General features: G+C 51.2%; 24 protein-coding genes. 5 read left to right on the forward strand and 19 right to left on the reverse strand.

Going from position 1 to position 25,886, the window contains the following annotated elements; translation table 11 throughout:
• The first annotated feature begins 35 nt into the window (after positions 1–35).
• On the forward strand, positions 36–830 hold the full coding sequence (locus ABJU74_RS10825) for a TorF family putative porin (RefSeq protein WP_348384225.1): 795 nt from the start codon (positions 36–38) through the stop codon (positions 828–830).
• Positions 831–911: 81 nt separating this feature from the next.
• On the opposite strand, the gene ABJU74_RS10830 is transcribed toward ABJU74_RS10825, so the two are convergent.
• Genes ABJU74_RS10830 through ABJU74_RS10850 form a run of 5 tightly spaced genes read right to left on the reverse strand, consistent with a single transcriptional unit; the run spans position 912 to position 6,245 of the window.
• Entirely contained in the window at positions 912–2,435 is a 1,524-nt protein-coding gene (locus tag ABJU74_RS10830) for an ABC transporter ATP-binding protein (RefSeq protein ID WP_348422569.1), read from the reverse strand.
• 20 nt (positions 2,436–2,455) lie between these two features.
• The gene (locus ABJU74_RS10835) at positions 2,456–3,256 is read right to left on the reverse strand and encodes an ABC transporter permease subunit (RefSeq protein WP_348384227.1); all 801 of its coding nucleotides are present in this window, start codon (positions 3,254–3,256) and stop codon (positions 2,456–2,458) included.
• Entirely contained in the window at positions 3,253–4,173 is a 921-nt protein-coding gene (locus ABJU74_RS10840; protein ID WP_348384228.1) for an ABC transporter permease subunit, read from the reverse strand. Before ABJU74_RS10840 ends, ABJU74_RS10835 begins: the two co-directional genes overlap by 4 nt.
• A 5-nt stretch (positions 4,174–4,178) precedes the next feature.
• Entirely contained in the window at positions 4,179–5,324 is a 1,146-nt protein-coding gene (locus ABJU74_RS10845; protein ID WP_348384229.1) for an epoxide hydrolase family protein, read from the reverse strand.
• Between the two features lie 51 nt (positions 5,325–5,375).
• Positions 5,376–6,245 carry a 3-hydroxyacyl-CoA dehydrogenase NAD-binding domain-containing protein gene (locus ABJU74_RS10850; RefSeq protein ID WP_348384230.1) on the reverse strand — a complete coding sequence of 290 codons (870 nt, stop codon included), beginning with the start codon at positions 6,243–6,245 and terminating at the stop codon, positions 5,376–5,378.
• 91 nt (positions 6,246–6,336) lie between these two features.
• Between ABJU74_RS10850 and ABJU74_RS10855 the strand changes: the two genes are divergently transcribed.
• Positions 6,337–7,461 carry a DUF1176 domain-containing protein gene (locus ABJU74_RS10855; protein WP_348384231.1) on the forward strand — a complete coding sequence of 375 codons (1,125 nt, stop codon included), beginning with the start codon at positions 6,337–6,339 and terminating at the stop codon, positions 7,459–7,461.
• On the opposite strand, the gene egtD is transcribed toward ABJU74_RS10855, so the two are convergent.
• From egtD to gluQRS, 5 genes are all read right to left on the reverse strand, one after another.
• The gene (egtD, locus tag ABJU74_RS10860) at positions 7,462–8,421 is read right to left on the reverse strand and encodes an L-histidine N(alpha)-methyltransferase (RefSeq protein WP_348384232.1); all 960 of its coding nucleotides are present in this window, start codon (positions 8,419–8,421) and stop codon (positions 7,462–7,464) included.
• A 32-nt stretch (positions 8,422–8,453) separates the two neighbouring features.
• Positions 8,454–9,644, reverse strand: a complete 1,191-nt coding sequence (egtB, locus tag ABJU74_RS10865; RefSeq protein ID WP_348384233.1) for an ergothioneine biosynthesis protein EgtB — start codon at positions 9,642–9,644, stop codon at positions 8,454–8,456.
• Between the two features lie 160 nt (positions 9,645–9,804).
• A complete protein-coding gene (locus ABJU74_RS10870; RefSeq protein WP_348384234.1) occupies positions 9,805–10,383 on the reverse strand; it encodes a cob(I)yrinic acid a,c-diamide adenosyltransferase in 579 nt (192 codons plus the stop codon).
• A 12-nt stretch (positions 10,384–10,395) separates the two neighbouring features.
• Positions 10,396–10,626: a hypothetical protein gene (locus ABJU74_RS10875; protein WP_348384235.1), complete on the reverse strand. Its 231-nt coding sequence runs from the start codon at positions 10,624–10,626 to the stop codon at positions 10,396–10,398.
• Positions 10,627–10,632: 6 nt separating this feature from the next.
• Positions 10,633–11,526 (reverse strand): tRNA glutamyl-Q(34) synthetase GluQRS, encoded by an 894-nt coding sequence (gene gluQRS / locus ABJU74_RS10880; protein ID WP_348384236.1) that lies wholly within the window; start codon positions 11,524–11,526, stop codon positions 10,633–10,635.
• Positions 11,527–11,623: 97 nt separating this feature from the next.
• Between gluQRS and ABJU74_RS10885 the strand changes: the two genes are divergently transcribed.
• Positions 11,624–12,190 carry an HNH endonuclease gene (locus ABJU74_RS10885; RefSeq protein ID WP_348384237.1) on the forward strand — a complete coding sequence of 189 codons (567 nt, stop codon included), beginning with the start codon at positions 11,624–11,626 and terminating at the stop codon, positions 12,188–12,190.
• Between the two features lie 58 nt (positions 12,191–12,248).
• On the opposite strand, the gene ABJU74_RS10890 is transcribed toward ABJU74_RS10885, so the two are convergent.
• Complete coding sequence (locus tag ABJU74_RS10890) at positions 12,249–13,127, reverse strand: DUF5694 domain-containing protein (RefSeq protein ID WP_348384238.1); 879 nt, start codon at positions 13,125–13,127, stop codon at positions 12,249–12,251.
• 180 nt (positions 13,128–13,307) lie between these two features.
• Between ABJU74_RS10890 and ppc the strand changes: the two genes are divergently transcribed.
• The gene (gene ppc / locus ABJU74_RS10895; RefSeq protein WP_348384239.1) at positions 13,308–16,025 is read left to right on the forward strand and encodes a phosphoenolpyruvate carboxylase; all 2,718 of its coding nucleotides are present in this window, start codon (positions 13,308–13,310) and stop codon (positions 16,023–16,025) included.
• A 61-nt stretch (positions 16,026–16,086) separates the two neighbouring features.
• Here the strand turns inward: ppc and ABJU74_RS10900 are convergent, their stop codons facing one another.
• A complete protein-coding gene (locus ABJU74_RS10900) occupies positions 16,087–16,425 on the reverse strand; it encodes a hypothetical protein (RefSeq protein WP_348384240.1) in 339 nt (112 codons plus the stop codon).
• Between the two features lie 266 nt (positions 16,426–16,691).
• On the opposite strand from ABJU74_RS10900, the gene ABJU74_RS10905 reads away from it, so the two are divergent.
• Positions 16,692–17,798, forward strand: coding sequence for an acyl-CoA desaturase (locus tag ABJU74_RS10905; protein ID WP_348384241.1), 1,107 nt, complete (start codon positions 16,692–16,694; stop codon positions 17,796–17,798).
• A gap of 4 nt (positions 17,799–17,802) precedes the next feature.
• On the opposite strand, the gene gspM is transcribed toward ABJU74_RS10905, so the two are convergent.
• From gspM to ABJU74_RS10940, 7 genes are all read right to left on the reverse strand, one after another.
• A complete protein-coding gene (gene gspM / locus ABJU74_RS10910) occupies positions 17,803–18,285 on the reverse strand; it encodes a type II secretion system protein GspM (protein WP_348384242.1) in 483 nt (160 codons plus the stop codon).
• On the reverse strand, positions 18,282–19,409 hold the full coding sequence (locus tag ABJU74_RS10915) for a hypothetical protein (protein ID WP_348384243.1): 1,128 nt from the start codon (positions 19,407–19,409) through the stop codon (positions 18,282–18,284). The genes gspM and ABJU74_RS10915 overlap by 4 nt, the downstream gene beginning before the upstream one ends.
• Before the next feature lie 153 nt (positions 19,410–19,562).
• Complete coding sequence (gene gspG, locus ABJU74_RS10920) at positions 19,563–20,048, reverse strand: type II secretion system major pseudopilin GspG (RefSeq protein ID WP_348384244.1); 486 nt, start codon at positions 20,046–20,048, stop codon at positions 19,563–19,565.
• Positions 20,049–20,069: 21 nt separating this feature from the next.
• On the reverse strand, positions 20,070–21,299 hold the full coding sequence (gene gspF / locus ABJU74_RS10925) for a type II secretion system inner membrane protein GspF (RefSeq protein WP_348384245.1): 1,230 nt from the start codon (positions 21,297–21,299) through the stop codon (positions 20,070–20,072).
• Positions 21,292–22,860, reverse strand: a complete 1,569-nt coding sequence (gspE, locus tag ABJU74_RS10930) for a type II secretion system ATPase GspE (protein ID WP_348384246.1) — start codon at positions 22,858–22,860, stop codon at positions 21,292–21,294. Before gspE ends, gspF begins: the two co-directional genes overlap by 8 nt.
• Positions 22,860–25,034, reverse strand: coding sequence for a type II secretion system secretin GspD (gspD, locus tag ABJU74_RS10935; RefSeq protein ID WP_348384247.1), 2,175 nt, complete (start codon positions 25,032–25,034; stop codon positions 22,860–22,862). The genes gspE and gspD overlap by 1 nt, the downstream gene beginning before the upstream one ends.
• Positions 25,034–25,864 (reverse strand): type II secretion system protein N, encoded by an 831-nt coding sequence (locus ABJU74_RS10940; protein ID WP_348384248.1) that lies wholly within the window; start codon positions 25,862–25,864, stop codon positions 25,034–25,036. The genes gspD and ABJU74_RS10940 overlap by 1 nt, the downstream gene beginning before the upstream one ends.
• Positions 25,865–25,886 lie beyond the last annotated feature (22 nt).

The raw sequence follows: 25,886 nt of genomic DNA on the forward strand, positions 1-25,886 counted from the left end.
GAGGGGCGATACGCATCAACCAGAAAGGGAATTTCATGCGCACGTCCACAAAAGCCACACTAGGCAAAAAATTCACACTTGGCTCTAGCACCAAATCCGGTCTTATGGGTCTTTCAGCTATTTTGCTAGCCTCAACGGCAGCACCAGCTCTCGCTCAAGAAGTAGAAGGCAGCGGCATTACCATCTCCGGTAACGCAGCGCTGACATCTGACTATCGCTTTCGCGGTCTCTCCTTTTCTGACGGCGACATCGCTGTTCAGGGCGGCATTGATGTTGCGCATGAAAGCGGTTTTTACATCGGAACCTGGGCATCCTCCATCGAAGACAGCGCCACATTCGGGCATACCGAGCTTGACCTTTACGGCGGCTGGTCTGGTGAAGTTACTTCTGGCTTAAGCCTTGATGTTGGCCTGCTTTACTATGCCTATCCCAATGGTGAAGGCGGCGCAGCTGGCCCAAGCGACTATTTTGAGCCTTATGCTTCGGTCTCTACAACAGTGGGTCCTGTCGAACTGACAACCGGTATCGCTTATGCTTGGTCGCAGGCCAGCTTGGGAGATGCGGACAATGTCTATATTTATACCGGTGTATCCGGCGGCATTCCTAACACGCCAATCTCATTAAATGCCAATATCGGTATTAATGATGGTTCGCTTGGCAATCCCGTCGGTGTTGTTGGTGACAATAATTATATTGATTGGACGCTCGGCGCCGATTGGGCAATTACCGAAAATCTGACCGCTAGCTTGGCCTATACCGATACGGATGCGCCATCGGTTAACAATTTCACAGATAGTGCCGTAGTTTTTACCCTGGGCGTATCTTTCTAAACCCATCTGGGTCTGAATTCACAATTTAATACGTTCAAAAAAGGTCATTCTTCTCGGAGAATGGCCTTTTTTTTGGCACCATCAATACGCAGCAAATAATTTTTGAGTGGCCTTTTCTTGCGGATCTCTGAGAATGGCGGTCATTTCGCCGCTTTCGATAATCTCACCATTATCCATCACAACCAAGCTATGGCACAGACGCTTGGCCGATGCGATATCATGCGTTATGAAAATTATGCTGAGTTTTTTGGTTCGTTGTAACTCGGTCAGAAGGTCCAAAATTGCTGAACCAACAAGAGGATCCAAAGCAGAAGTTGCCTCATCAAGCAACAGCATTTCCGGATTGGATATGATCGCCCGAGCAATTGCAATCCGTTGCGCCTGACCACCCGACAAGCTCGTTGGTATCCGGTCCAGATAATCAGAGTCTAGGCCAACATCGACCAATGCTTGTGCTACCATTTTATCGCGTGCATTGGCGCGGATATCAGGTTTGAGGCTCTTAATCGGTTCCGCAACAATATCACGTACTTTCCATTGGGGATCGAGGCTAGCGACCGGGTCTTGAAAAACTGGTTGCATGCGCCCGCGCATCGCTAGGCTGCGATGGCGGCGCCCGGGTAATATCTCGTTTCGCCAGGAGATTTGTCCCGATGTCAACGGACCCAAGCCCGCAATGGCACGGCCCAAAGTGGACTTCCCGGATCCTGACCCACCGACAATAGCCAGCGCTTCGCCTTCTCGAACCCGCAAATCGGCCCCCTGCACCGCCTTGATTTTGCCGCGACGCCATCCCGGTTTTGGAAATATGACCGTCGTGTCCCGCACATCCAAAAGACCCTCACCGACAGCTGGCAACTGGGGTGCAGGATCACTCAACCGCGGTGTAGCCGCGATAAGTTGTCGGGTATAATCTTCCTGCGGCCGCGCAAGAATATCAGCCGTCAATCCGCATTCCACGACTTTACCAGCATCCATCACGATCAACTGATCGGCATGATTTTCTACCGAAGCGAGATCGTGGCTGACCAGCAGCATTCCTAACCCATATTCATCCCGCAGGTCATCCAGCAAGGCCATGATGTCGGCCCGCAAGCTTGCATCCAAAGCGCTTGTCGGCTCATCCGCGACAAGAAATTTCGGCTTATGCGCAATAGCCGCGGCAATCATCACGCGCTGTCGCTCACCTCCGGACAAACGGTGAGGAAACTGATCCAACCTTTCATCAGCGCGGGACAAGCCCACGCGATCTAGTTTGCGCGCCAATTCCCGGCGGGATACTTTCGCCGCACCCGCCTGGCGGGAAGCTTCCTGTAGTTGCGAGCCAATAGACAGATGCGGTGTCAGTGCGGTCAAGGGCTGTTGAAAGATAAATCCGGTCAATTGGCTGCGCGCTTCGCGTTTTTGATCCGCCGTTGCGTCCAGTAAATCTATGCCGTCAAGATGTGCTGAACCCGCAGCAACGCCCGCGGTCAATCCGAAAGGCGTGAGGCAGGACAGGCTTTTGCCTGATCCCGATGCACCAATAATAGCTGTGCATTGCCCTGGCGCGACATCGAGATTTAACCCATCAACAAGCCGCTGATTTCCAATATCGATAGACATGTCGCGGATCCGATAGAGACTCATGAATATTTGTCCCGCAGCCGCTCGCCTTCGATGGTCAAACAAACCAGAATGATCACCAATAGCCCGCCAGGTAGCAACAATCCCAACGGGGCCATATCCATATCATCAGCGCCTTCTTTGACCAAGATGCCCAACGAAGTCAGCGGTTCTTGGACGCCCAGTCCCAAGAATGACAAAAAGCTCTCTACCATGACCACTTGCGGAACGGTGAGCATCAGATACGCCAATGCCACACCCGCAATATTAGGCAAAATATGCCTCACAATGATCCGGAATGGTGATGTTCCTGCCGCTTCCGCAGCGAGAATGAAGGGACGGTCCTTCAACGCCATGACTTGACCGCGGACCACCCGGGCCATGGTCAACCACTCGACCAGACCAATGCCGATAAAGACCAGCAAGATTGACCGGCCGAATATAACCATCAGCAAAATTACGATGAACATGAATGGCAAAGCATAGAGACCATCGACAAAGCGCATCATAGCTTCATCAACTTTGCCGCCGATCCACCCGGCTGTTGCGCCCCAAGCCACACCGACAACCAGCGACACGATGGCCGCAGCGATAGCGACCATCAAGGTCACTTGTGTTCCCGCCGCCAATCGCGCCAATCGATCACGGCCAATTGCATCGGTACCGAATATATGAGATCCGCTAAAGGCCGGTGCGCGCACAGCATCCCAATCAATATCCTCGTAACTCCATGGAAGAAACAGGGGCAAAATAAAGGCCAATGCGATTAATCCGCACACGCACCACAATGGCCAATGGTTATGCTGTGAGCTGCTTTTCATAAATCTCTCATCCGAGGATCGAGCCAACCATAGATAAGATCAGCGAAGAGATTGAACAGAATGATCAATGCCGCATATAAAGTGACAACGCCGAGTACCAATGGATAATCCCGATTCAGCGCCCCTTGTACAAAATATCGCCCCAATCCCGGCAATCCAAAGACGGTTTCGACCACAACAGCCCCGGTTAATAATCCAGCGGCAGCCGGTCCCAAATAACTTGCCACTGGCACCAGTGCAGGACGCAATCCATGCTTGAAAAGAATTTTAGTTTCGGGCAGTCCGCGCGCTCTTGCCGTGCGAATATGATCTTGTTTGAGTATCGTCGCCAAGCCAGCTCGGGTTAGTTTCGCAATGGCCCCCGACACCGGAAGTGCCAAGGCAACCACAGGCATCAGCAGCCACGACCACCCGGTCCCCGAACCGGAAACCGGCAATAGTCCAAGCCATAGACCGAGAAACAAGGCCAATGCTGGCCCGGTAACGAAAGTGGGCAATGCGGTTGCGATCGTTGCCATCATCATGATTGCTTTATCCGCTGTTTGACCGGCCCGGGTCGCGGCAAACAAGCCGGCTGAAACACCGACGATCAAGGCCAAAACAATTGCCAAGCCACCGAGGGTTAGAGATATTGGTAAACCCTGCGCCACAAGCTGTGAAACGGTGAAATCTCGATAGACTAATGATGGACCAAAATCGCCCTGCAGAAGACGGGATATATAGAGCCAAGCCTGCTCCCAAAGCGGTTTGTCTAAGCCATAGGCCGCCTGCAAAGCCGCTTGCGTCTCTGGAGGCAATGGACGTTCACCATCAAATGGCCCACCCGGAGCCAGGCGCATTAAAAAGAAAGAAGCCAGAATTATTGCCAGCAAAGTCGGAATCGCCGTTAACAATCGTCTTACGACTAAGGCCAGCATCGATGCTAAAGCTCCATATTGCCAAAACAACGGCGCACTTCACCGAGGAAAAGTTCCGGCACTTCCATAGCGGCAAAATGACCGCCTTTGCTCGATTCACCCCAATATTGAAGATTTTTAAAACGATGCTCGGCCCATCGCCGTGAGGGCGCCATAATCTCATTAGGAAAAATGCTGCAGCCTGTCGGCATTTGCACAGGATCTACATTGGGATTGGCAAAGCTTTCAAGATATAGCCGAGCAGAAGATGCTCCGGCATTGTTCAACCAATAGAGCATGATATTGTCGAGAAGGCGATCGCGGTCGAAGCTATCATCAGGCGTGTTGTCGCTATCTGACCAGCCTTGGAATTTTTCCAATATCCAAGCCATTTGTCCGACCGGGGAATCGGCCAAGCCATACCCCAAAGTTTGGGGTTTGGTACGCTGTATCTCGGCATAGCCACCGCCTTGCGTTTGATATTCCATAAAGCGCGCCAAAGAGGCTTGCTCTTCAGGTGTCGGGTTTTGCATTATATATTCCGGCGGAGATCCAACCACGACCAGATTGATATGGATTCCGGCGCAAGCGCCGAGATTTTGAACACCAATGACAGATGTAACCAGAGCCCCCCAATCGCCACCTTGCGCAAAATAACGATCATAGCCGAGGCGGTTCATCAACACATCCCAGGCTTGGGCGATTTTTTCAATATTCCAGCCAGTCTCCTTGGGTTTACCGGAAAAGCCATATCCAGGTAATGAGGGTATCACCAAATGGTAGGCATCTTTGGCATCTCCGCCATGCGACACGGGGTCGGTCAATGGTCCAATCACATCCATAAATTCTATGATCGAACCGGGCCAGCCATGAGTCATAATCAGCGGCCGCGCTGATGTTTCGGGGGACCGGATATGCATAAAATGAATATCGACGTCGTCAATGACTGTTAAATGATGAGCATATGCGTTCAACGTGCTTTCGCATCGCCGCCAATCATATTCGTCCCGCCAATATTCCGCGACCTCTTGCACATAGCGGAGCGGTATCCCCTGCGACCAGTCTTCCACGGGTTCAGGATCAGGCCAGCGCGTCATCCCCAAGCGTGATTGCAGGTCATCCAGTGTAGATTGCGGAATATCTATGTGAAAGTCTCTGATATTCACGCTCATCGCCCCATCTCCTTATTTTTTCTTTCCATGCTCTGGAAAGTCGTCACCATATTAAAATGTAGGTGTTGGTGTTTCTCCAGAATAGTCATAAAAACCTTTTCCGGTTTTCCGACCCAGCCAACCCGCTTCGACATATTTCAACAGGATGGGGGCAGGCCGATATTTGGGATCACCAAAGTCATTTTGCAGAACCCGCAAAATTTCTAGTAGCGTATCCAAGCCGATCATGTCGGCAAGCGTTATCGGCCCCATGGGATGGCCCAACCCGAGTTGCACACCGCGGTCAATATCTTCCATAGATGCCGTTCCTTCACCCAGTGCAAAAAAGGCTTCGTTTAACATGGGCAATAAAATTCTGTTCACGACAAAACAGGGGGAATCTTTGGCAAGCACGGATTGCTTTCCGAGCGCTTTGACGTAATCACTGGCAATAGCGACACTTTGGTCGCTGGTTGCCAGACCGCGAATGACTTCTACCAATCCCATAAGCGGCACAGGATTGAAAAAATGCACACCGATAAACCGGGATGGATCTTTAACTGACTGGGCTAATCTGGTGATGGAAATCGATGAAGTATTGGTCGCCAATACCGCCTGATGCCCCAATATTTCCGAGGCTGCACCGAATATTTGCCGCTTGATATCTTCGCGTTCCGTCGCCGCTTCGATAATCATATCCGCACTTGCCATAGGGTCCAACGCGCCAATGGCTTGAATCCGATCCAAGGCCGTTTGCGCCGCTTGTTGTTCGATTTTCTCTTTTTCGACCAGGCGGGATAGTTGTTTAGCAATTCCTGCCTTGCCTTTTTCGGCAATATCCTGGTTCATGTCTGACAAATAAACATGATAACCAGCCTGCGCGGAAACCTGAGCTATCCCTACGCCCATTTGTCCGGCTCCGATGATACCAATAGATTTCATGAGTGGCCCCTTTTCCTTATCATGACCATGTTGTTAATCGCGATGCAACAAGGCACTAGCGATTGTGGATCAAACTGGCTAGATTACAAATATGCCCCCTATTATTACTACTATTGGTCTTCTCACATTTGCCGCTGCAGGGTCGGCGGATATCGCCACGCCTATTCCGAACCCCGGTGAACTGAAAGTTTTTAGAGATTGGTCCGCTGGTTGCGACAATGGAGGGCGTTGCCAAGCCATTTCCTTGGTTAATGATGCCAGCGGCGGCTACTCCGAATGGGGAGGCCCAGTTTCCATTATTCGCTCGGCTGATCGTGAAGATAAGCTGAAAATCCGAGTGCTGGTGCAAGTGGCTGAAATCGGTTCTTATGCCGTCGTAGTCGATCGCAAAACCATTGCCAGCGGGACCATGGTCGAAGGCGATTATCCTATTGAGGTGACGGGCCAAGATGCCAAAAAATTAGCGACGGCCATTGCCCGGGGACGGAAGCTTCAAGTAACCGGAGCCAATGATAAGATTCTCACCAGTATCTCCTTATATGGCTCAACCGCAGCACTGCGCTATATGGACCAAAAACAAAACAGAGCCCGAACACCAACCGCTCTGATTGCTAAAGGGCGCCGCAAATATCGCGGCGATGCTGTTCCGCTCCCCGTCGTGACAACCCAACAATGGCAACCAGCAAAACGGATTCCAGCGACAACGGAAATTGTTGATCTGGTTGAAAATTCTCCTTGCAAAGACGATCGGTTTGGGGTGGTCGAAGATCAGATTTTCCCACTCGGCCAGGAAGATGATCGGTATCGCGCCTTGATTTTAATATCCTGCGGCTCAGGGGCGTATAATTTCTCCAGCGCCGCCTATATTGGTGAAATTAAAGGGACTGAGAAAAAGGGTGCCAGCTGGGCTTTCCGGCCCGCCACATATGACTTGCAGCCGTCTTGGGGCGGAGAGGGTCGCCCCCCCCTGCTGGTCAATGCCCATTGGGAAGAAAATCGCCAAATTCTGAGCAGCTTTGCCAAAGGAAGGGGTATTGGCGACTGCGGAAATTCAGAGAGTTTTATTTGGGATGGCGAACAATTTCGCCTGATCGAAGCCCAAGGCATGCAAGAATGCCGCGGTGCCTATGAATGGATCACCACTTGGCGCGCGAAATATCAAAAAGCTGAGGAATTAGCCCAAAATGATTCGGGATCTCCGGAAACATCGGAATGACTAAGGCGCGTCTTTGAACGGTCGCGCGTCTGCGAGTATCAAAGAAAAATAATCTTGGGTATCACTCCAATCTTGCACCGGTGTCCATCCGCCTGCGCGCAACATTAAACGGGCATCACGCAGTCCGTATTTATGGCTATTCTCAATATGAATCTTGTCGCCTTTGCTCATTTGTACGGGCTTATCATTCACCTCGAACCGAACGTCCGCAACACATTCAAGATAGATTTCAATACGGGCATATAGATCACTCCAAACGGCCACATGCCGGAACTGTTCGACTGGAATATCACCACCCAATTCACGATTTATCCGAAGCAGCAAATTCAACGAAAACTGCGCTGTCACACCGGCACTATCATCATAAGCAGCTACCAGCACATCGGGATCCTTGATACGATCAAATCCGATCAGCAGCTGGGCGCCCTCACCCAATGTCTCCCGCATAGAACGCAACAGATCAACCGAAGTCCGCGCCACCATATTGCCAATTGTCGATCCGGGGAAAAACCCAATTTTCGGATGATCGGCAACCTCATCTGGTAGGCGCAATGGCCGCATAAAATCTGCTTCGAGTGGATAAATCGGTAAATCCGGAAACTCGGTCTGTAGCTGCGCCGCGCTTGCCGTGAGAAATTCACCGGAAATATCAATGGGTACATAAGCCGAGGGCTGAACCGCTCTCAATAAATGGGGTGTTTTGGTTGAACTGCCTGAACCAAATTCGATGACGGCGCGACCAATTCCACTGAAATTTGCCACGTCTTCACTATAATTTTCCAACAGAGTCGTTTCTGTCCTGGTCGGATAATATTCCGGCAATTCCGTGATTTGTTCGAACAATTCTGATCCTTGGCGATCATATAGCCACCGCGCCGGAATCGCATAGCTTTGATGATCGAAGCAGCGCAAAATGTCAGACTTAAATGCCGGATCAACCGGGTGCGTAATCATATCCATGCGAAAGCCATCCCTAAAAGGAAAATTGTGGACTAAAGGTCTTTAGCCAGTCGAACGCCGGTAAATTGCCAGCGTTGATGGGGGTAGAAGAAATTACGATAACTGGAGCGAATATGGCCGGGGGGTGTAGCAACACTGCCGCCTCTCAGGACAAACTGGCCGGACATGAACTTTCCATTATATTCACCAACCGCTCCTTCTGCAGATCGAAAGCCGGGATAGGGACGATAGGCACTGCCGGTCCATTCCCAGACATGACCGGTGGCCGGCAAGCCAAGGTTTGTGGCAACTTCCCATTCCGCTTCAGTCGGCAAGCGAGCACCGGCCCAGCTGGCATAAGCATCAGCTTCATACAGGCTGATATGACGCACCGGCGCACAAAGCACCGCTTCCCGCCAACCCTGCAGGGAAAATTCTTTTAACTTACCTTGTTTTTCACGCCAATAAAGCGGCGCCTCAATGCCTTGGTCTTGCAACCAGGCCCAGCCATCGGATAGCCAATGTTCCGGATTGCGATAACCACCATCTGCGACAAATAATTGCCATTCTTCATTGGTCACGGGCCGATCAGCAATCGCGTGCGGATGGAGCAAAACTTCATGCTGCGGGCCTTCGCAATCAAAGGCAAATCTTTCGCCTGTGGTTCCGATCTCTTGAACGCCCGTTGTTCCCGCTATCCAGCCAATCGGTGTTTTGATAATCGCCGGTCGCGGCTTGGGTTCCCATAATGCCGGAGCCAAGGGATTGCGTGAAAAGAGATGCAATATGTCAGTCAGCAACAATTCCTGATGTTGCTGTTCATGATGCAAACCCAATTCAACCAAATCCAATAGATCATCCGAAAATGCGTCAATTGCAGATAACAGTGTGGAGTCGATGTGAGCCCGATAGTCCAGAATTTCTGTGAGAGATGGCCGCGTCAGCAAGCCGCGATCGGGCCGTGCATGCCGCGCTCCTTCTGCTTCATAATAGCTATTAAACAAATAGGCATAAGCGGGATCAAACACACGATAGTTACGGACATTATCGCGCAAAAGAAACGTCTCAAAAAACCATGTCGTGTGCGCCAAATGCCATTTCGCCGGTGAGGCATCTGGCATCGATTGACCGGTTGCATCGGCATCGCTCAATCCCGCCACGAGAGATTGGCTATATGACCGCACTTTACCAAATTGTGCGGCCAGATCTTGCGACCGATCTGAACCCGGCGCCGCTCCAGACACTGACTCTTGGACTTTTGCTCGACCGGCGATCGCTTCTCTCCACTTAACGAACTAACGCACTAGAACATAGAGCGAACGGCCTTAGGGTCAACTGCTTATATTTACGCCAGGAAGTTGCATGGTTGAATCATTAGACCATCCCGATCAATAACAAAGCGGCTCAGCGAGAAGCTCCTGGTACCCACAAAATATCAACCTTACCGTCATTATTGAGATGGCGGCCAAGAACAAAAAGATAATCGGAAAGCCGATTAACATAGGCCAGTGCTTTTGGATTAATTGCCATTGACTGTGCTGCAGCTACGGCAGAGCGTTCGGCGCGGCGCGCGACGGCGCGGGCCAGATGTATAGCCGCCGCTGATGGATCACCGCCGGGCAAAATGAAGCTGGTTAGCGGTTCCAGTCGTTCATTAATCTCATCAATTTCTGCTTCAAGCCGTTCCACTTGACTGGGCGTAACTCGCAACACCATGTCCGAAGGTGCGAAATCGTCATTTTCTTGTGCTGGTGTAGCCAAGTCTGCTCCAAGATCGAACAGATCGTTTTGTATCACCCGCAAAGCCTGGACGAGGCGATCGTCGCTAATGGTACAAATCGCAACGCCCAATGCGCTATTCAGTTCATCAACTTCACCAATGGCGGTCATGCGCGAATCATTTTTCTGAAGTCGCGAACCGTCTACCAGCCCGGTCGAGCCGTCATCTCCCGTCTTGGTGTAAATTTTGTTGAGTTTGACCATCAAATAGCGGTCTTAGCTTTGGCCGCCAGCCAAAAGCAGCAGCAAGGCGACGAGTATAATTGCAAGCGCCTGATATTTAACCCGCGCAAACATCATTTCATTTTGCTTCTTATGGGAAGCTGTAATGCCGTCGGCATCCACATCATCTGGTTCCATATTGGCAAAAGCGATCAGTCCACGGACCAATGCAAAAATAACCGCGCCTGCGGCCAGAAGGATCAAAATTATCAATATATAGCTCATAATCGGTCAATAGCCCTTCGATAGCGTGATTCCAACTGGGAATCGGTGGTTGCGTAAATCAGTTGCTAGCACAGAACCATCACGGCCAGATTCGCGCAATACGGCTAAAGATGCAGAATCCCGACTTTTGGCTAATTTTGCTCCGGTTTCATCCAATAATATGGGGTGATGGCAATATTGCGGAACCGGCAGTTCCAACAAGGCTTGCAACAGCCGATGAATATGAGTTGATGCAAAAAGATCTGCGCCCCTCACGATATGGGTTATCCCATCGCGGGCATCATCGAGCGTGACCGCCAAATGATAGCTAACTGGCATATCTTTCGGAATCAAAACCACATCGCCCAAAGCTTGCGGATCAGCCAGTTGCTCGCCTTGATGTTCGTCCTTCCATCGCAAATCGGGCCAAAGGCGATGGGCTTTTTTCACGTCAAGGCGCCAGCTATGCGCTTCGGTTCGAACCCGTTCGGCAGCGATTGCGGGATCGATACCGCGGCATGTACCCGGATAAATTGGACCGTCCGGACCCTCGGGTTTCGCCGCTTCCTCCTGTACTTTCCGCATCGCGCTGCGAGAACAAAAACAGGGATACAGCAATCCCGCCGCTTTCAGCTTCTCGGCGGCAATCCGATAGGAATCCAGTCGCGCCGATTGATAAATTACCGGCCCGTCCCAATCCAATTCCAGCCATTTTAGGTCGGCGAGAATGGCATCGACAAATTCCGGCTTGCTCCGTCCAGCGTCAATATCCTCGATCCTGAGCAGCATGCTACCGTCATATTTTCGTGCATAGTCAAAAGCATAACAGGCCGCATAAGCATGGCCCATGTGCAACAAGCCATTGGGGCTAGGCGCAAAGCGTACCACTATATCTTGGCCGAGATACCCTCTTGACGTCATGGATCAGATAATGTTCTTTGCGGGTGCGTTGTAATGACCATGTCATGTTCTTGCGGATAAAGAGCAGTCAGTCAAAGGCTAAGGGAGTAGTCAGACTATGTATCACCCCGACCTGTTGCGGCATCCCGAAAGTTGTCCGTCATTGGTGCTCAACGCTGACTATACACCGCTTTCCTACTATCCCTTGAGCTTATGGCCTTGGCAAACCGCGATAAAGGCGGTTTTCCTCGATCGCGTGAATATCGTCTCGAGCTATGAACGAGAGGTCCATAGCCCCAATCTCGATATGAAAATTCCGTCGGTAATCGCGCTGAAAAATTACGTCAAACCGTCCGAATATCCCGCCTTCACGCGATTTAACCTGTTTTTGCGAGACAAATTTACTTGCCAATATTGTGGCAGCTTGGAGAATTTGACCTTCGATCACGTGGTTCCACGGCGCCAAAAAGGCCGCACGACATGGGAAAATGTAACTACGGCTTGCTTGCCGTGCAACCTGAAAAAAGGCGGCCGCACGCCCAAAGAAGCCCATATGCAATTGTCCGGTCAGCCGATCAAACCGACCAATTGGCAGCTGCAAGAACATGGCCGTGCTTTCCCTCCCAATTTCCTACACGAGACGTGGCATGACTGGCTTTACTGGGACATTGAACTGGAGGGATAGTGTTAAGTTTGGGTATCGGTACTCGCCAAAGCCCGGGAAAAACAACCTTCTAACAGGGTCAGCTTGTATCTTTACAGCCCCTTGACTTCGGTAGGCGCGCAATTGCATCTTTCAAATAGGGCTTCGGGTCAATTCTTTCATAATCAGGCGCAGTGCTTGAAAAATGGTCTAACCAATATTTATGGCCCGCACCAACCAGAACGAAGATACGTTCACCAGGCTTCGCAATTAACCCGATCTTCGCAAACATTTTCGCATTTCGCATATACCAATAAGCGTTGAGATCTGCTCCAGCTTGATTGTTGCGATCCCCAAAAGAAAGCAGCCCATAGTAGAGTTGCTTGTGCCAAAAGCGGATTTCAGCGGGGTTGTTTTCTTCGAGCAGCAGCTCCGGGATCGACGCGCATTGTTGCTTCCGTTCAAACCGTTTTGCCTTTTTCTGGGCAGCAGAAAAAAGCTTAGCAAAGTTAGCTTCCAGACCGCTTGCATCAGCAAACATCTTCACTTTTCCCAATGGAAAATAGTCCGGTTCGCCTACTCCGGGTTGTTCATCAAAGCCATAGATATTTTCGTGCTTCAATAAATGACCAAGCCTGTAGCCTATCTGTACATTTTCATTATGCTTCGTTTGCAAGAGCGAAGGTCTATATCGCTTATATTCTGGCACCGTCAAAGATGGATTATCGATCTGGCGTTCAATGAAAACCCGATCAGGTTTGAATCGTGCAATCGCAGCGACCAGAGCTTTAACTTCCTGCTGCCGACTGGGTTGCGTAACATCATCGGCCTCGATGTTCACCGCATCTTTTCCGGGATTGGCAAAATGGTAAGTGCCCAGGGTCATCATTTTGATTGGTTCGACAGAAACTGCAGCCGGAGCTGCGATAGATTGATTCGAAAGAAGCAAAGACAAGGCAACAAAGGAAAAGCGATTCATGGTAAAGGTTCTCCAACTAGTGTGTTATTTGGACAATACACTAGTTGGAGAACCTGTTAAAGCCTGATTTTTCCCCTGCAATCTTACCGATTGTCGCTCTCAAATGACTCAGATCGTTTCAATTTTTACGATCATCAGGAAAATCTTGACCCCGCCTGCGCTGCAGTGCAGCTAAGCACGATGACTGACACCTTCCCCAATGAATCGTCGGCAACGCCATCGCTGGTTGTGCGCCAAAATCCTGACATTAAATATCTCGGCAAACTGCTCGGTGATGTAATCCGAAGCTATGGCGGCGAAGAGCTGTATCGCCGCACGGAATATATCCGTTCCACTAGCGTGGATCGACACCGCGGTCTTGCTGATGCCGATGCTATTGATCCCGGCCTTGATGCCCTTTCGCTCGATGAAACGACCGCTTTTGTTCGCGGGTTCATGCTTTTTTCTTTACTCGCTAATCTCGCCGAAGATCGCCAAGGCGTGGCAGCGGAAGCCGGCGCTACCGTCGTTGAGGCGGTTGCCAAATTGGCTAGCGAAGGCGTGGATGAAAAAGCTATATTGGCCTTACTCGATGATGCGCTTATCGCTCCGGTTTTAACTGCCCACCCCACAGAAGTGCGGCGCAAAAGCATGATCGATCACAAAGCCCGGATAGCCGAGCTTTTGCTGATGAAAGACGAAGGCGCAGACAATACCCCAGAAGGCGATGCGCTGGACGAAGCAATCATGCGTCAAATTGCATTGCTTTGGCAAACACGGCCGCTGCGCCGGGAACGTCTGTTTGTCACGGATGAAGTGCAAATATCGCAAAGCTATATGCGTGATGTCTTCTTGCCGGTTTTGCCAAAACTCTATGGCAAATGGGAAAAAGTCCTGGGTGCACGCTTGCCGAATTTTCTCAAACTAGGCAGTTGGATTGGTGGTGATCGAGACGGCAATCCATTTGTCGATGCGGATGCTATGCGCGAGGCGCTATCGCGTGCCGCCGAAACCGTCATTGGCTATTATCTCGCGCGCATTCATGCGATGGGCGCTGAACTCAGCATTTCAACCGAGCTTGCCGATGTGCCTGATGCGGTTATTGCGCTGGCAGAAACTAGCGGAGATGACGCGCCAAGCCGCAAGGACGAACCCTATCGTCGAGCTTTGTCTGGTATTTATGCACGGCTATCAGCGACACATTTGAAGCTTTGCGGTCATGTTCCGGGCCGACCGTCGCCCATTGAGGCCGAAGCCTATGAAAATCCGCAGCAATTGCGGGAAGATCTGGTCACGCTTGCTCATGGTCTGCGCGCCGGTGGCAAAGGCGTATTCGCTACCTCTGGCGCATTGGGACGATTGATCCGAACGGTCGAATTGTTCGGTTTTCACCTCGCAACATTGGACATGCGCCAGAATAGCCGAATTCACGAACAGGTGATTGCTGAATTGCTGGCTGAAGCCGGTGTTGAGGACGACTATCTGTCGTGCGACGAGGGGAAACGGGTCGCCATTTTGCGCCAGGAATTGGCCAATAACCGCCCGCTCGTCAGTCCATGGATTGATTATAGCGAAGAAACCGCGAAAGAATTATCGATATTGCGGGCCGCCGCCGAAGCGCATGATCAATATGGTCCAGAGGTTATTGTCAATTATAATATCAGCAACGGCGAAACCGTGTCGGATATTCTGGAAGTCTATGTGCTGCTAATGGAAGCCGGGCTGTATCAGGCTCCTAAAGATGATGCCGCTGCCCCCACCTGTCCGATCATGTCGGTCCCGTTATTCGAAACAGTGGCCGATCTCGAAAACGCGCCGCAAGTCATGAGTGATTTCTTCGCGCTGCCTGAAATGCATGCTCTGGCTCTTTCACGCGGTGCGCAGGAAGTGATGATCGGTTACTCTGATAGCAACAAGGATGGCGGTTATCTGACCTCGACATGGAGCTTGTTCAAAGCCAGTCAGGCGCTCACTCCGGTGTTTGAAAAAGCCGGTGTCAAAATGCAGCTTTTTCATGGTCGAGGCGGTGCGGTTGGGCGCGGCGGCGGGTCTGCTTTTGGCGCGATCAAAGCGCAACCCAAAGGCACTGTCGACGGCCGCATTCGTATTACTGAACAAGGAGAAGTGATCGCCGCGAAATATGGCACAATGGCAGTCGCAGAAGCCAATCTAGAAGCGATGACCTCTGCTGTACTGCTGCGATCTCTCGAACCGGATCCCACCGATCAGCAAGTGCAAGCCAGTTTCGCCAGTGCGCTCGACATAATTTCGAAGACGGCTTTCACCGAATATCGCGACTTGGTCTATGGTGACGACAGTTTCCGGACATTTTTTCGCCAAATGACTCCTTTGACCGAAATTGCCAAATTGAAAATTGGATCGCGACCAGCCAGTCGCACCAAAAGCGATAAAATCGAAGATTTACGCGCGATTCCGTGGGTGTTCAGTTGGGCACAGGCCCGGGTAATGCTGCCGGGCTGGTACGGCGTAGGGCAAGCCTTGACTGCGTTTGATGACACGCAAAAACTGAAAGATATGGCACAGGCTTGGCCATTTTTTCAGGCCACCCTATCCAATATGGAAATGGTTTTGGCCAAGTCTGACATGGGGATTGCAGCGCGCTATGCTGAGCTTGTCGAAGACAAAGCCATGGGTGAAAAATTCTTTGGGCGGATTAAATCGAGCTGGGAACAAACCCGTGACATATTGCTCGAAATCACCGATCAGCCGCATCTGCTGGCGAAAAATCCATCGCTGTTCAACAGTATCGAACTGCGATTGCCCTATATTGAGCCGCTCAATCATCTTCAGATCGAACTGATGAAACGCTTGCGCGCTGGAGAAGAAGATCCGCGAATTGGAGAAGGGATCCAATTGTCGCTAAACGCCATCGCAACCGCATTGAGAAACAGTGGCTAAGAGATTGGGAGCTGCCGCTTGTCCTGCGGCAGCTCCTCAACCGACAACCATCCAGAAACTATCAGTCTCCGACGGTGACGCGGCCCACGCGATAACCGCGCTCGCGCATTTCTTTTTTATAGTCTTTATTCGCATCGGCAATTTCGTTGCGATATTCTTCCACCGCATCAGCGCGATCTTCATCATCTGTCGCACGCGCCAGGTCCTTTTTTAGTTCGTGCTCGGCTTCTTGAATATCCGATAGATAATCGAACCAAAAATTATTCTCCACATTGGCAATGGGTTGCGTCAGGATTTTCTCATGCGACCCGATGTTTGAGGCATGGGCGGCCAAGCTGGTAACCGGCAAAACAACCATCGCAACTCCGGTGGTCGACATAATCAATTGGCGAATCTTCATGCTTTTTCTCCTTATCGAAATTTCGATGCAGATAGAACGGCGGAACGACGCTTTCGCATTGGTGAACAGGCGAAAATGCCGGGTGAGCCGCGCCAGTGATGCGACAAGAGCACAGCTGCGACAGTGTTATTGTCCTGATTTTCCACGAATCTTTGACTATTCCCAAAATTTCCACCATTTCGGCGCAGTTTAATAGTTAAGATATTTGTAACCTTTGCCAAAAACCGCTAGTTTCCTTATGTAGAGAAGCAAGTGGGGCAGAAAATATGGCGACAGCCTTTCGTGATATCCAACCGGAACAATATGAACCGGCCGAGACCCATCCGCAATATGGCGTGATTATCGGCGGCCCCGCGGCGCGCGCCAAACGCATTGAATATGGTATTCTTCTATCCTCTATGGTGATTGGATCCATGGGTGCGCTCTATTGGACATTAACCCAAGCCACTGGCTGGGTGGAATGGTCTGCATTTCTTTTCGGCTATGTCTTGATCAACATGGGCGTCGGCATTGGCTATCATCGCTTTTATACCCATCGGGCCTTTGAAGCTGGCCCCAAAATGCGCCTCGCCATCGGCATTATGGCACAAATGGCCTGCCAAGCCTCTGTGCTGAAATGGGCTGCTGATCACCGCCGCCATCATGCTTTCGCAGATCGGGTGGGAGACTTGCACAGCCCCTATATCGACGGTCACGGTAAAAAAATGTCGAAATGGAAAGGCCTATGCATCGCACATTTTGGTTGGTTGTTCGACAATACAACCTCAGATATGAATGTCTATGGCAAGGGCTTGATCGACGATCCACAAGTGCTTTGGTGCCACCGGCATCGCTGGTCAATCGCCTTTTTCTCTAGCGTCATATTGCCAGCCCTCTGGGCATTGGCTTTTGGAGGACCGGAACATATTATTGGAACCATCCTCATCGGTGGATTTCTTCGCAATTTCTTCTTTCTCAACTTTGTTATGGGCGTCAACAGCGTCGGCCATGTCTTTGGCTCGCAGCGGTTTGAAACCAAAGATGGTTCGCGCAACAACTGGTTCATGGCTTGGATGACCTTTGGTGACGGTTGGCACAATAACCATCACCAACATCCTCGCTCCGCTTATGCCGGCATGATGTGGTGGGAAATTGACGTGAACGGTTATATTATTTCCGCGTGGGAAAAAATGGGCTTGGTCTGGAATGTCCAACGAGCGCCTAAATATGTCCGAGACGCCGAAGGCAATTGGATCCAACAGAAAAGGCTCGCAATGGCGGCTCAACCTGCTGAAATAATCAGCCCTGAAGCAATGTCTGCCAATGACGGCGGCGTAATGTTTGCTGATGGTGACAAGGCCAGCAACGACAAAGCGACCGCCCATATTTTCTAGGCGGTTATTTGGCCTGAACTGACCGCAACAAAATCGTTGCAGAAACCGTTTTGTTGGAGCCCGGATTTACCGCCAACTCTTCAACTGCAATGCCGCGCGTTTCCAGTTTAGTGAGCCAACTGAACAATGCCGTTGGTTTCGCAGCGTCAATGGTCAGTCGCACCGAACCATCAGTTTGGGCATCCAGCTTACCAACTGCAAAACCTGCCTCTCCGGCATTTTGACTGATAAACACGTCAAGTGACCCGGTATGCGGTTTGACAGAATCTTCCGTGTTATCCTGAAGAGTGGCAACCTTCCCTTCAATCCTCGCCCGCGCCTCCACCACCTCAGCATGGCGCGTTTGCGCTTCGCTATAGGCGCCGGAAAACGGCTTGATAATGGCATAATATCCAATGACCAACGCGGCCAATAAGCCCGCACAACCCACCATGATCTTTTCCCGTTGGCTCAGCGCCCGAAACCAATTGTGCAAACTTTCTCTCATGGCGCGCGCACCGTAATATCGGCTTTCGAAGCGCCTGTTGCATCTGTTCGCGGCGTGGCCGTGATAATGAAACCAGCATTTTGCAGCGCCACCAATGCGGGATTCATATCTTCATTTCTTACCGCCGTCAGTCCGGCAAATACCGTTCCATCTTTGCGATAACTAATCCGGTCAATTGATACGCCCTGGGTTTGCTGGATGGCGGAGAACAAAGCCGAAGCCGGAACGGATAATGTTATATTTCCTCGGTTTTCTCGGATGAGCATTTCGTTCAATAGCCGGTCCGCTTCAGCGACCGTGTCCACTGATCCGACAATTGGTTCGGCAGTGGCCAATGCTGCTTCATAGGTTTCAGCTGTCGCCCAATGCAATTTGACCAATTGCACAACCGGAATGAGGATGGACAAAACGAGCGCCGCCAAGGCAAGCCACGCCAATGTCTGGCGTTGTCGTGTAGACAGTTTCCGATTTACCTTTTTGGCGAAAGCCCCACTCCGCAGATTGAGCATCGGAATATGGCCTGCCGCGGCCATGTTTTGCGCCATAAGGTCATCCGACAATGTGACTATGTCTGCACCGTCCAACAAATATTCGCGTAAAGCGGGCTCATCGGGAGAAATAATTTGCTCCCCCCGCAGCAGTTTCTCAAAACCGAAATCTGCCGCCATCACGGAATCTGGTTGCGGTGAAACAATCCAACCGGCGGGAACAATAAAATCCGGGTCGAGACCGATCCCATTCAATGCCGACAACCCCTCACCAATCGCCGATCTACTGGCTGCTGCGGTTGCGACTTGACCATTACCATCGGCTAATGCAGCAATATGCAAATTGTCCAAGTCCAAACTCGCTTCTTGGACAGCCAAACGAGCGGCGGCGAGACTTTGTAATTCAGTCAATTCTTGTGGCGGCGCATGCCAACGGACCACAGCCGTTGCTGAAGGCACCAATGCAATATGTGTCCAGTCCTCGGTCTGCGATGCCGGTAGTTTCAGTCCCGAAGCCAATAACGGATCCTTGTCGCAGCCTTTGGAATCCAAATGGCCATCAATCACCAACCACCAATGCAAGGGTTGATCCTCAGCAAGTGGGAAAGTGGTGATCAGGAGCTGAGATTGCGACATCAACCGAGATGGGCCTTGTTCAAGAGCAATATGCACAATGGGGGTATGAAATTTATTCTCAAAATGACCTCCCCGACTCGGCTAAACCTGTTATGAAGCTGATAGCCGTTAGCTAGTCAATTTTGAATGCCCTGTCACCTTTCGCTAGCTGACTTATTCCGCGTAGATATCGGCATCATCTTCTTCTCCGCCGGGCGCGCCGTCCGCACCCAAGGAGTAAAGATCAAATCCAGGACCGTTTCGTCCGGGATTATCATATTGATAAGGCCGTCCCCATGGGTCTTCCGGCAGCTTTTTAATATAACCGCCCTGTCGATAACGAGCCGAGGGAGACAAAGACGCAGGGGCCGATGACAGCACCGCGAGACCATCTGCAGATGTCGGGTAACTGAGATTATCAAGCCGATACATTTCCAAGGCTTGCCCCAATGTCGCAATATCTGCCCGCGCTTTTTCAACCATTGCTCGGTCCTGGCTAGGCAGAACATTGATCACAACAACCGTTGTCAATAATCCCAGAATGAAGATAACCACCATCAACTCAACCAAAGTAAACCCATTGGACTTACGCGCGTTGCTTTTTTGAGAATCTTTCAACTGTCGCGTTTCGGTAGAGATATTTTTCAGAATTTGGGGCATATTTTTCCTAACGGTCCAAACTTACAATCCGGCAAGATTTTGCAGCTGCAAAATTGGCAATAATATCGCCAATATCACAATGGCAACCACGCCGCCCAAAAAGACTATGATCAACGGTTCGAGCAAAGATAAGGCGGTAGATGTGAAATTGTCAAACTCGCGTTCAAGATAATCAGCGGCCCGTGCGAGCATATCGTCCAATTGCCCCGAGGCTTCGCCGCTGGCTGTGAGATAGACCAACATCGGCGGGAAAACACCGGTATTTTTTAGGGCTTTGGACAAACTACCGCCGCCTCTAATAGCTTCGACCATATCTTCACAGGCTTGGCGCAATACCGCATTGCCGATCGTGTTGGTTGTCAATCGCAATCCTTCCAAAATGGGAAGCCGACTAGCAACCATTGTCGACAGCGTTCGGGCCAAACGAGCTGCGTTTAAGTCCCGCAACAACCGGCCAAAAAAAGGCAATCGCAACAGCAAGCTATCAAAACGATATTTGATTTTAGGCTCTTTCAAGGCGCGCCAAAGGGCGATCGTCAAAAGGAAAACCAAGGCCAAAATTGCTCCCCACCAATTGGCCAAAAAGTCGGATATTCCAATAACCAATCGGGTAACAAAGGGCAGTTGCTGATTAACATCGTCAAATTGTTCCACCACTTTGGGGACGACGGCGATCATCAGCAAAGCCACCACGATGATGGCGACTAGAGCAAGAATGATTGGATAGGCCAAAGCACTGATCAATTTTCCTCGCATTTCAGCCTGCCGTTCTAACAAGCCAGCAAGTCTTTCAGTAATATCCGGCAAGGTTCCCGAACTTTCCCCTGCTGATATCATGGCGCGATAAAGCGCAGGAAAGCTGCTTGGCTCACGCCGCATGGCTTCGGCAAGCCGCTGGCCTTCCAACACGCCGGCGTGCACCGAACCAATGCGTTCTCGCACATGCTCCTTTTCATTCTGACCGCCAATGATCCGCAAGGCTTCTTCTAAAGGACTGACCTGGACCAGCGAGGACAATTGACGGGTAAACAGCGTCAATTCTTTGGCTTTCAGTTTTTTGGGCCCCAGAAAATTATTGACCTGCATGGCTTTGGAGTCTTGTAAGGCGGCGCCCTGAGCAGCTTCCACTTTGACAATGTATAAGTTGCGGCTTTCCAACCGCGCCCAGGCAGCATCGTCATTTTCGGCGGATATGCGACCGGTTTTTTCGCGACCTTTGGGATCAATGGCCGTATAAGAAAATTCAGACATTAATTTGCGCGCCCAAATCTTCGCGGCGAGAAATGCGGATGCCTTCTTCGGCTGTGGTCAAACCTTCCCGGACCAAGGCTCGCGCAGCGGAACCCAAATTTGGTTTTTTCAAAAAGGCGTGCGCTGCAATACGGGCTTCATCGCCCCCATCGTTGATCAACTTGCGGACGGTTTCATCCACCCGGATTGCTTCAAAAACACCAATCCGCCCCTGAAACCCTGTGTGGTTACATTCATCACAACCAACCTCACGGTAGACCACCGTGCCGTTGTCGAAACCCAATAAGGAAGCCAGACTGCCATCTGCTTGAATGGGCGTGCGGCAATGCGGACATAATTTGCGGACAAGACGTTGTGCGACAACCGCCCGCAGGGTTGATGCCAGCAAAAACGGCTCTACCTTCATGTCACGCATTCTGGTGATCGCCCCGACTGCGTCGTTGGTGTGCACCGTGGATAACACCAAATGGCCAGTCAAAGAGGCCTGAACAGCGATTTCTGCGGTTTCTCGGTCCCGAATTTCACCAACCATAACCACATCGGGATCTTGCCGTAAAATGGCTCTTAATCCGGCAGCAAAAGTTAGCCCAACTTTTGAATTCACTTGAGTCTGCCCGATACCTTCAATCGCATATTCGACCGGATCTTCGACCGTCAAAATGTTCTGGCTGCCATCATTTAATTGTTTGAGACCCGCATAAAGTGAAGTGGTTTTACCGGAGCCCGTTGGACCAGTAACCAGAATGATGCCATTGGGTTCCGCCAATGCTTCGGTCAAAATTGCATGGGTGGATTCAGACATGCCCAACAAGTCTAGTGAAATGCCGGCACTTTCCTTGTCCAATATCCGCATCACGACGCGCTCATTGGCGCGGTTAGGCAATGTCGAGACCCGGACATCAAGCAGTTTTCCACCCAAGGTTAAACTTATCCGGCCGTCTTGCGGGATCCGCCGTTCCGCGATATCCAGCCGCGCCATCACCTTGATCCGGTTGACAATCACCGATGCCACATGGGCTGGCATGCGCAATTTTTCTTGCAATACACCGTCTACCCGCATGCGGACGACCAAACCGGTTTCATAAGGTTCAATATGAATATCGGAAGCACCCTGTCGCGCGGCCTCGGCAATGATTCCATTGATCAATCGGATCGTCGGCGCATCATCGGCGCTATCCAACAAATCTTCCGCACTGGGAATATCGCCAGCAATGTCGTCCAGGGCTTCATTGCTCAAGCTCATGTCTCCAGCCATAGCGGCTGCGCTTCCGTCCATGGCATAGTGATCGGACAACAGGGATTCGAAAATATCGGGCGGAACCAAATCAACATCAAAAGGCAAGGCCAGATAACGCCGCAATTCCAGCAAGGCTTGAGGGTCCGCGCCTTCGCGCATTGCAACGGCTAGCCTTTCTCCATCCGACCGCAATAAGAGGACGCCATGATCGCGGGCGAATGCATAAGGAATATCAACCAGAGGGCGGGCATCGCTTTGCTCCCCTTCTGCCGATTTTTCCTTATCACCGGAAACGTCTTTCTGTGTTCCCTTCGCAATCTTCATCAGTTGCTTTTCTCCGTCGGCAATGCACTGGGTGCAACCTGAACCGGTTCCACTCGATCATTATTTTGGGATCCACGCTGCGCACCGGGCGCGTAGATAATTTGATCCCCAGCTCTCGGCTCGGCTGCAGGAGGGACGGCGCCCATATAATCCCGCACCAAGATATCTATTGAGGGCTCCAGGTCAGGATCTCGGCGCAGTTGGCGTCCGCGAATATAATCGTAGCGGCGGGCTGAAAAAGCTCTCGCATCGGCGCGGTCGCGCAAAATTTTCGGCCGAATGAAAACCATCAAATTTGTTTTCACACGGGATTTTCCGCGCGATTTAAACAATTCTCCGAGCAATGGAATGTCACCAAGAAAAGGGATTTTTTCGATCGTGCGGCGTTCATTATCATCGAGCAAACCGCCCAATGCGATAATTTCACCATCGCCGACCGTCACTGTGGTCTTAATCTCGCGTTTGTTGATAATGAGCTCATTAAAATCGTCAGAAACCGGGCCAGCAATTGAGCTGACTTCCTGTCGCAATTCCAGCCGCACTTCATCGCCTGCATTAATTTGTGGGGTTACCTCCAGTTCAATCCCGACATTTTGCCGTTGGATTGTACGAAAGGCATTGTCAAAATTGTCCGAGAGCGCTTCGCCGGTGGAAATAGGAATTTCCTGACCGAACAGGATGCTGCCTTTCAAATTATTATTGACCGTCAAAGACGGGGTCGACAGCAAATTGGAATCGGAATCTCTTTGCACCGCATTGATGATGGCGCCCAATATGGTGTTACCGCCCAAAGTTGTGGCAAAACCTGAAAAAGAACCTCGGGCCCCGAGTATCGAGCTCGCCGCATTTTCCAAAAGCCGGTCGCCAACCGCGCTATTGGTCGTTGTCGTCGTTGCGGTATCCGTGGTGGTGGTTGTCGTGGTATCAAATTCATCCGCCAAAAGGCCGCCGGCCAAATCCACAATATTGGGCGAAGCATTGGAGAAATTGGTCACCGCAAAAGGCGTGTTCTCACCACCGATTAAAAATTGCACACCCAATTCACGCGCGAGCGAGTCCGATATCTCGACAATAATTGCTTCGACGGACACTTGCTCTTGCCGGGTATCAAGCTGACGGATAAGTTCACCAACCATCCGCTGCACATCTGGATTGGCCGCGACGATAATCGCATTGGTCCCCTCATAGCGTGTCACCACGGCGGGACCGTGTCTGGCAATACCACTGGTCGTGCTGCTCGCCGGCTGCGGGGATGGTGAAGATGCAGCGCCATTGCTGGAAGATGACGGTGCTACAGACGTTGGCGTGCTGCTATTGCCTTGCCCCATCAGCTGCTCAATTACCGGTAAGAGTTGCTCGGCATTGGCATAGTCGAGCTGATGGACCCGGATTTCCGTTCCGGCCTCGGCACGCTGATCCAATTCCCGCGCCATCTGGGTAAACTTGGCCACTGCCCCCGGATCTCCGCGCAAAGCAATGCTGTTGCTGCTGTCAATTGCAACAATGTTGACCGGCGATACCGACCCTTCGCCGCCTTGCTGCGCCAAAGCTTGCAAGGAGGTGGCGATTTCACGCGCACCGGCGTTTTTGAGATGGACAATAGTGGAAGCTGCACTGTCCCGATCAATTTGCCGTACCAGCGCCCGCACACGGCGAATATTGTCAGCATAATCAACAATCACCAGGCTATTTGCATTGCGATTGGCCGTGATAGCACCTTGCTTGCTGATCAACGGCCGCAAGGTTTCCAAAGCGGCAGTGGCTTCAATGGACTTTAGCCGGACCACCTCGGTCACAAATTGATTGGCCGGCGATTGTTTTGTACCGATGCGCGTCGGCTGAGTGGCTGCCCCATCCGCAGGTTGAATGCGATAGGAACCATTTGTTGTCGGAATCGCTACCAAATTATTGGCGCGCAGCGTCGACAGGAATATCTCGAAATATTCGGAACGAGACAAAGGCCTGTCGGTAACCACTGACACTTTTCCCTGCACACGGCTATCAACAATGAATGTCCGGCCGGTCACGCGTGCGGCGTCCTGAACAAAGGCGCGAATATCAGCATCGCGGACATTAAGGCTGTGTTGAGCAAATGCAGAGGGGACAGAAACCGGGGCTAAAACTGCTAAAGTTAAAGCGCATTTTGCAGTGAATTTCGTTAGCTTACTGGTCATTACTGTCCCCCCAAATTGACGGCAATCGGAACAGTATTCGCACCGCGCTCGACTTCGACGGAAAGACGTTTACCCGGTGCAATCTGACGTTTCAATGTCGCAATATCCGTTGTCGACGTAACAGGTTGACCATTTACCGAAACAATAATGTCACCATCTTTAAATCCAGCCGACTGAAACAGAGCGCCATCGCCGCGAGGCGTGACGACTATTCCTGTCACGCGCCCCTCTTCATTGCGAGGAGACAAATCCACAACATTGTCCAATGCGCCGGCAATAGCGCTGTTGGCACCGTCCGCTCCGTTGTCTGCTGATCCGTTCACGCTATCGTCGGCTCCGACGGTTTCGGCAGGAATTGATTGATCAAGATAGAGACTTTCTTTCGTACCGCCGCGGTCAATAACAACATGATCAAATTCAACGGCATCCAAGGTAACACCCGACATGATTTCATCGCCGACGGCAAAACTATCCTGCACACCATCCGGTCCAGCCAGAATAGCAGAACCCAAACCAGATCCTTCATTCATTCTTGTCCCGAATAGCGTCAGCTGTAATGATGTGACCACATTTGCCGTTGCCGCTGGTCCGGCGCGGTAAAAGGGATCAAAATTGCTAAACAATGCTAATCGCGATTGCCACGACAGAACTTGCACTTCCCGCGCTTGCCAGTCCCCTACAGGGCCCACTGGCGTCATAATGACCCACAGGAATCGCACCGCTTGAACCACCAGCAAAACAGCCAGGATAGCAAGAAAAATCGAATAAATACTAGACGATGATAGCGCCCGGCCTTTGTTCAATAAATGATCAGAAGATTGAATAGCCACGAATCCCCACGCTCTATATTAA

Source organism: Parasphingorhabdus sp., from assembly GCF_039982415.1.
Lineage (GTDB): Bacteria > Pseudomonadota > Alphaproteobacteria > Sphingomonadales > Sphingomonadaceae > Parasphingorhabdus.

Bases quoted from the DNA above. Each gene is read 5' to 3' on its own strand.
- ABJU74_RS10825 (WP_348384225.1), top strand. From the start codon at position 36: ATGCGCACGTCCACAAAAGCCACACTAGGCAAAAAATTCACACTTGGC.
- ABJU74_RS10830 (WP_348422569.1), bottom strand. From the start codon at position 2,435: ATGTCTATCGATATTGGAAATCAGCGGCTTGTTGATGGGTTAAATCTC.
- ABJU74_RS10835 (WP_348384227.1), bottom strand. From the start codon at position 3,256: ATGAAAAGCAGCTCACAGCATAACCATTGGCCATTGTGGTGCGTGTGC.
- ABJU74_RS10840 (WP_348384228.1), bottom strand. From the start codon at position 4,173: ATGCTGGCCTTAGTCGTAAGACGATTGTTAACGGCGATTCCGACTTTG.
- ABJU74_RS10845 (WP_348384229.1), bottom strand. From the start codon at position 5,324: ATGAGCGTGAATATCAGAGACTTTCACATAGATATTCCGCAATCTACA.
- ABJU74_RS10850 (WP_348384230.1), bottom strand. From the start codon at position 6,245: ATGAAATCTATTGGTATCATCGGAGCCGGACAAATGGGCGTAGGGATA.
- ABJU74_RS10855 (WP_348384231.1), top strand. From the start codon at position 6,337: ATGCCCCCTATTATTACTACTATTGGTCTTCTCACATTTGCCGCTGCA.
- egtD (WP_348384232.1), bottom strand. From the start codon at position 8,421: ATGGATATGATTACGCACCCGGTTGATCCGGCATTTAAGTCTGACATT.
- ABJU74_RS10870 (WP_348384234.1), bottom strand. From the start codon at position 10,383: ATGGTCAAACTCAACAAAATTTACACCAAGACGGGAGATGACGGCTCG.
- ABJU74_RS10875 (WP_348384235.1), bottom strand. From the start codon at position 10,626: ATGAGCTATATATTGATAATTTTGATCCTTCTGGCCGCAGGCGCGGTT.
- gluQRS (WP_348384236.1), bottom strand. From the start codon at position 11,526: ATGACGTCAAGAGGGTATCTCGGCCAAGATATAGTGGTACGCTTTGCG.
- ABJU74_RS10885 (WP_348384237.1), top strand. From the start codon at position 11,624: ATGTATCACCCCGACCTGTTGCGGCATCCCGAAAGTTGTCCGTCATTG.
- ABJU74_RS10890 (WP_348384238.1), bottom strand. From the start codon at position 13,127: ATGAATCGCTTTTCCTTTGTTGCCTTGTCTTTGCTTCTTTCGAATCAA.
- ppc (WP_348384239.1), top strand. From the start codon at position 13,308: ATGACTGACACCTTCCCCAATGAATCGTCGGCAACGCCATCGCTGGTT.
- ABJU74_RS10900 (WP_348384240.1), bottom strand. From the start codon at position 16,425: ATGAAGATTCGCCAATTGATTATGTCGACCACCGGAGTTGCGATGGTT.
- ABJU74_RS10905 (WP_348384241.1), top strand. From the start codon at position 16,692: ATGGCGACAGCCTTTCGTGATATCCAACCGGAACAATATGAACCGGCC.
- gspM (WP_348384242.1), bottom strand. From the start codon at position 18,285: ATGAGAGAAAGTTTGCACAATTGGTTTCGGGCGCTGAGCCAACGGGAA.
- ABJU74_RS10915 (WP_348384243.1), bottom strand. From the start codon at position 19,409: ATGTCGCAATCTCAGCTCCTGATCACCACTTTCCCACTTGCTGAGGAT.
- gspG (WP_348384244.1), bottom strand. From the start codon at position 20,048: ATGCCCCAAATTCTGAAAAATATCTCTACCGAAACGCGACAGTTGAAA.
- gspF (WP_348384245.1), bottom strand. From the start codon at position 21,299: ATGTCTGAATTTTCTTATACGGCCATTGATCCCAAAGGTCGCGAAAAA.
- gspE (WP_348384246.1), bottom strand. From the start codon at position 22,860: ATGAAGATTGCGAAGGGAACACAGAAAGACGTTTCCGGTGATAAGGAA.
- gspD (WP_348384247.1), bottom strand. From the start codon at position 25,034: ATGACCAGTAAGCTAACGAAATTCACTGCAAAATGCGCTTTAACTTTA.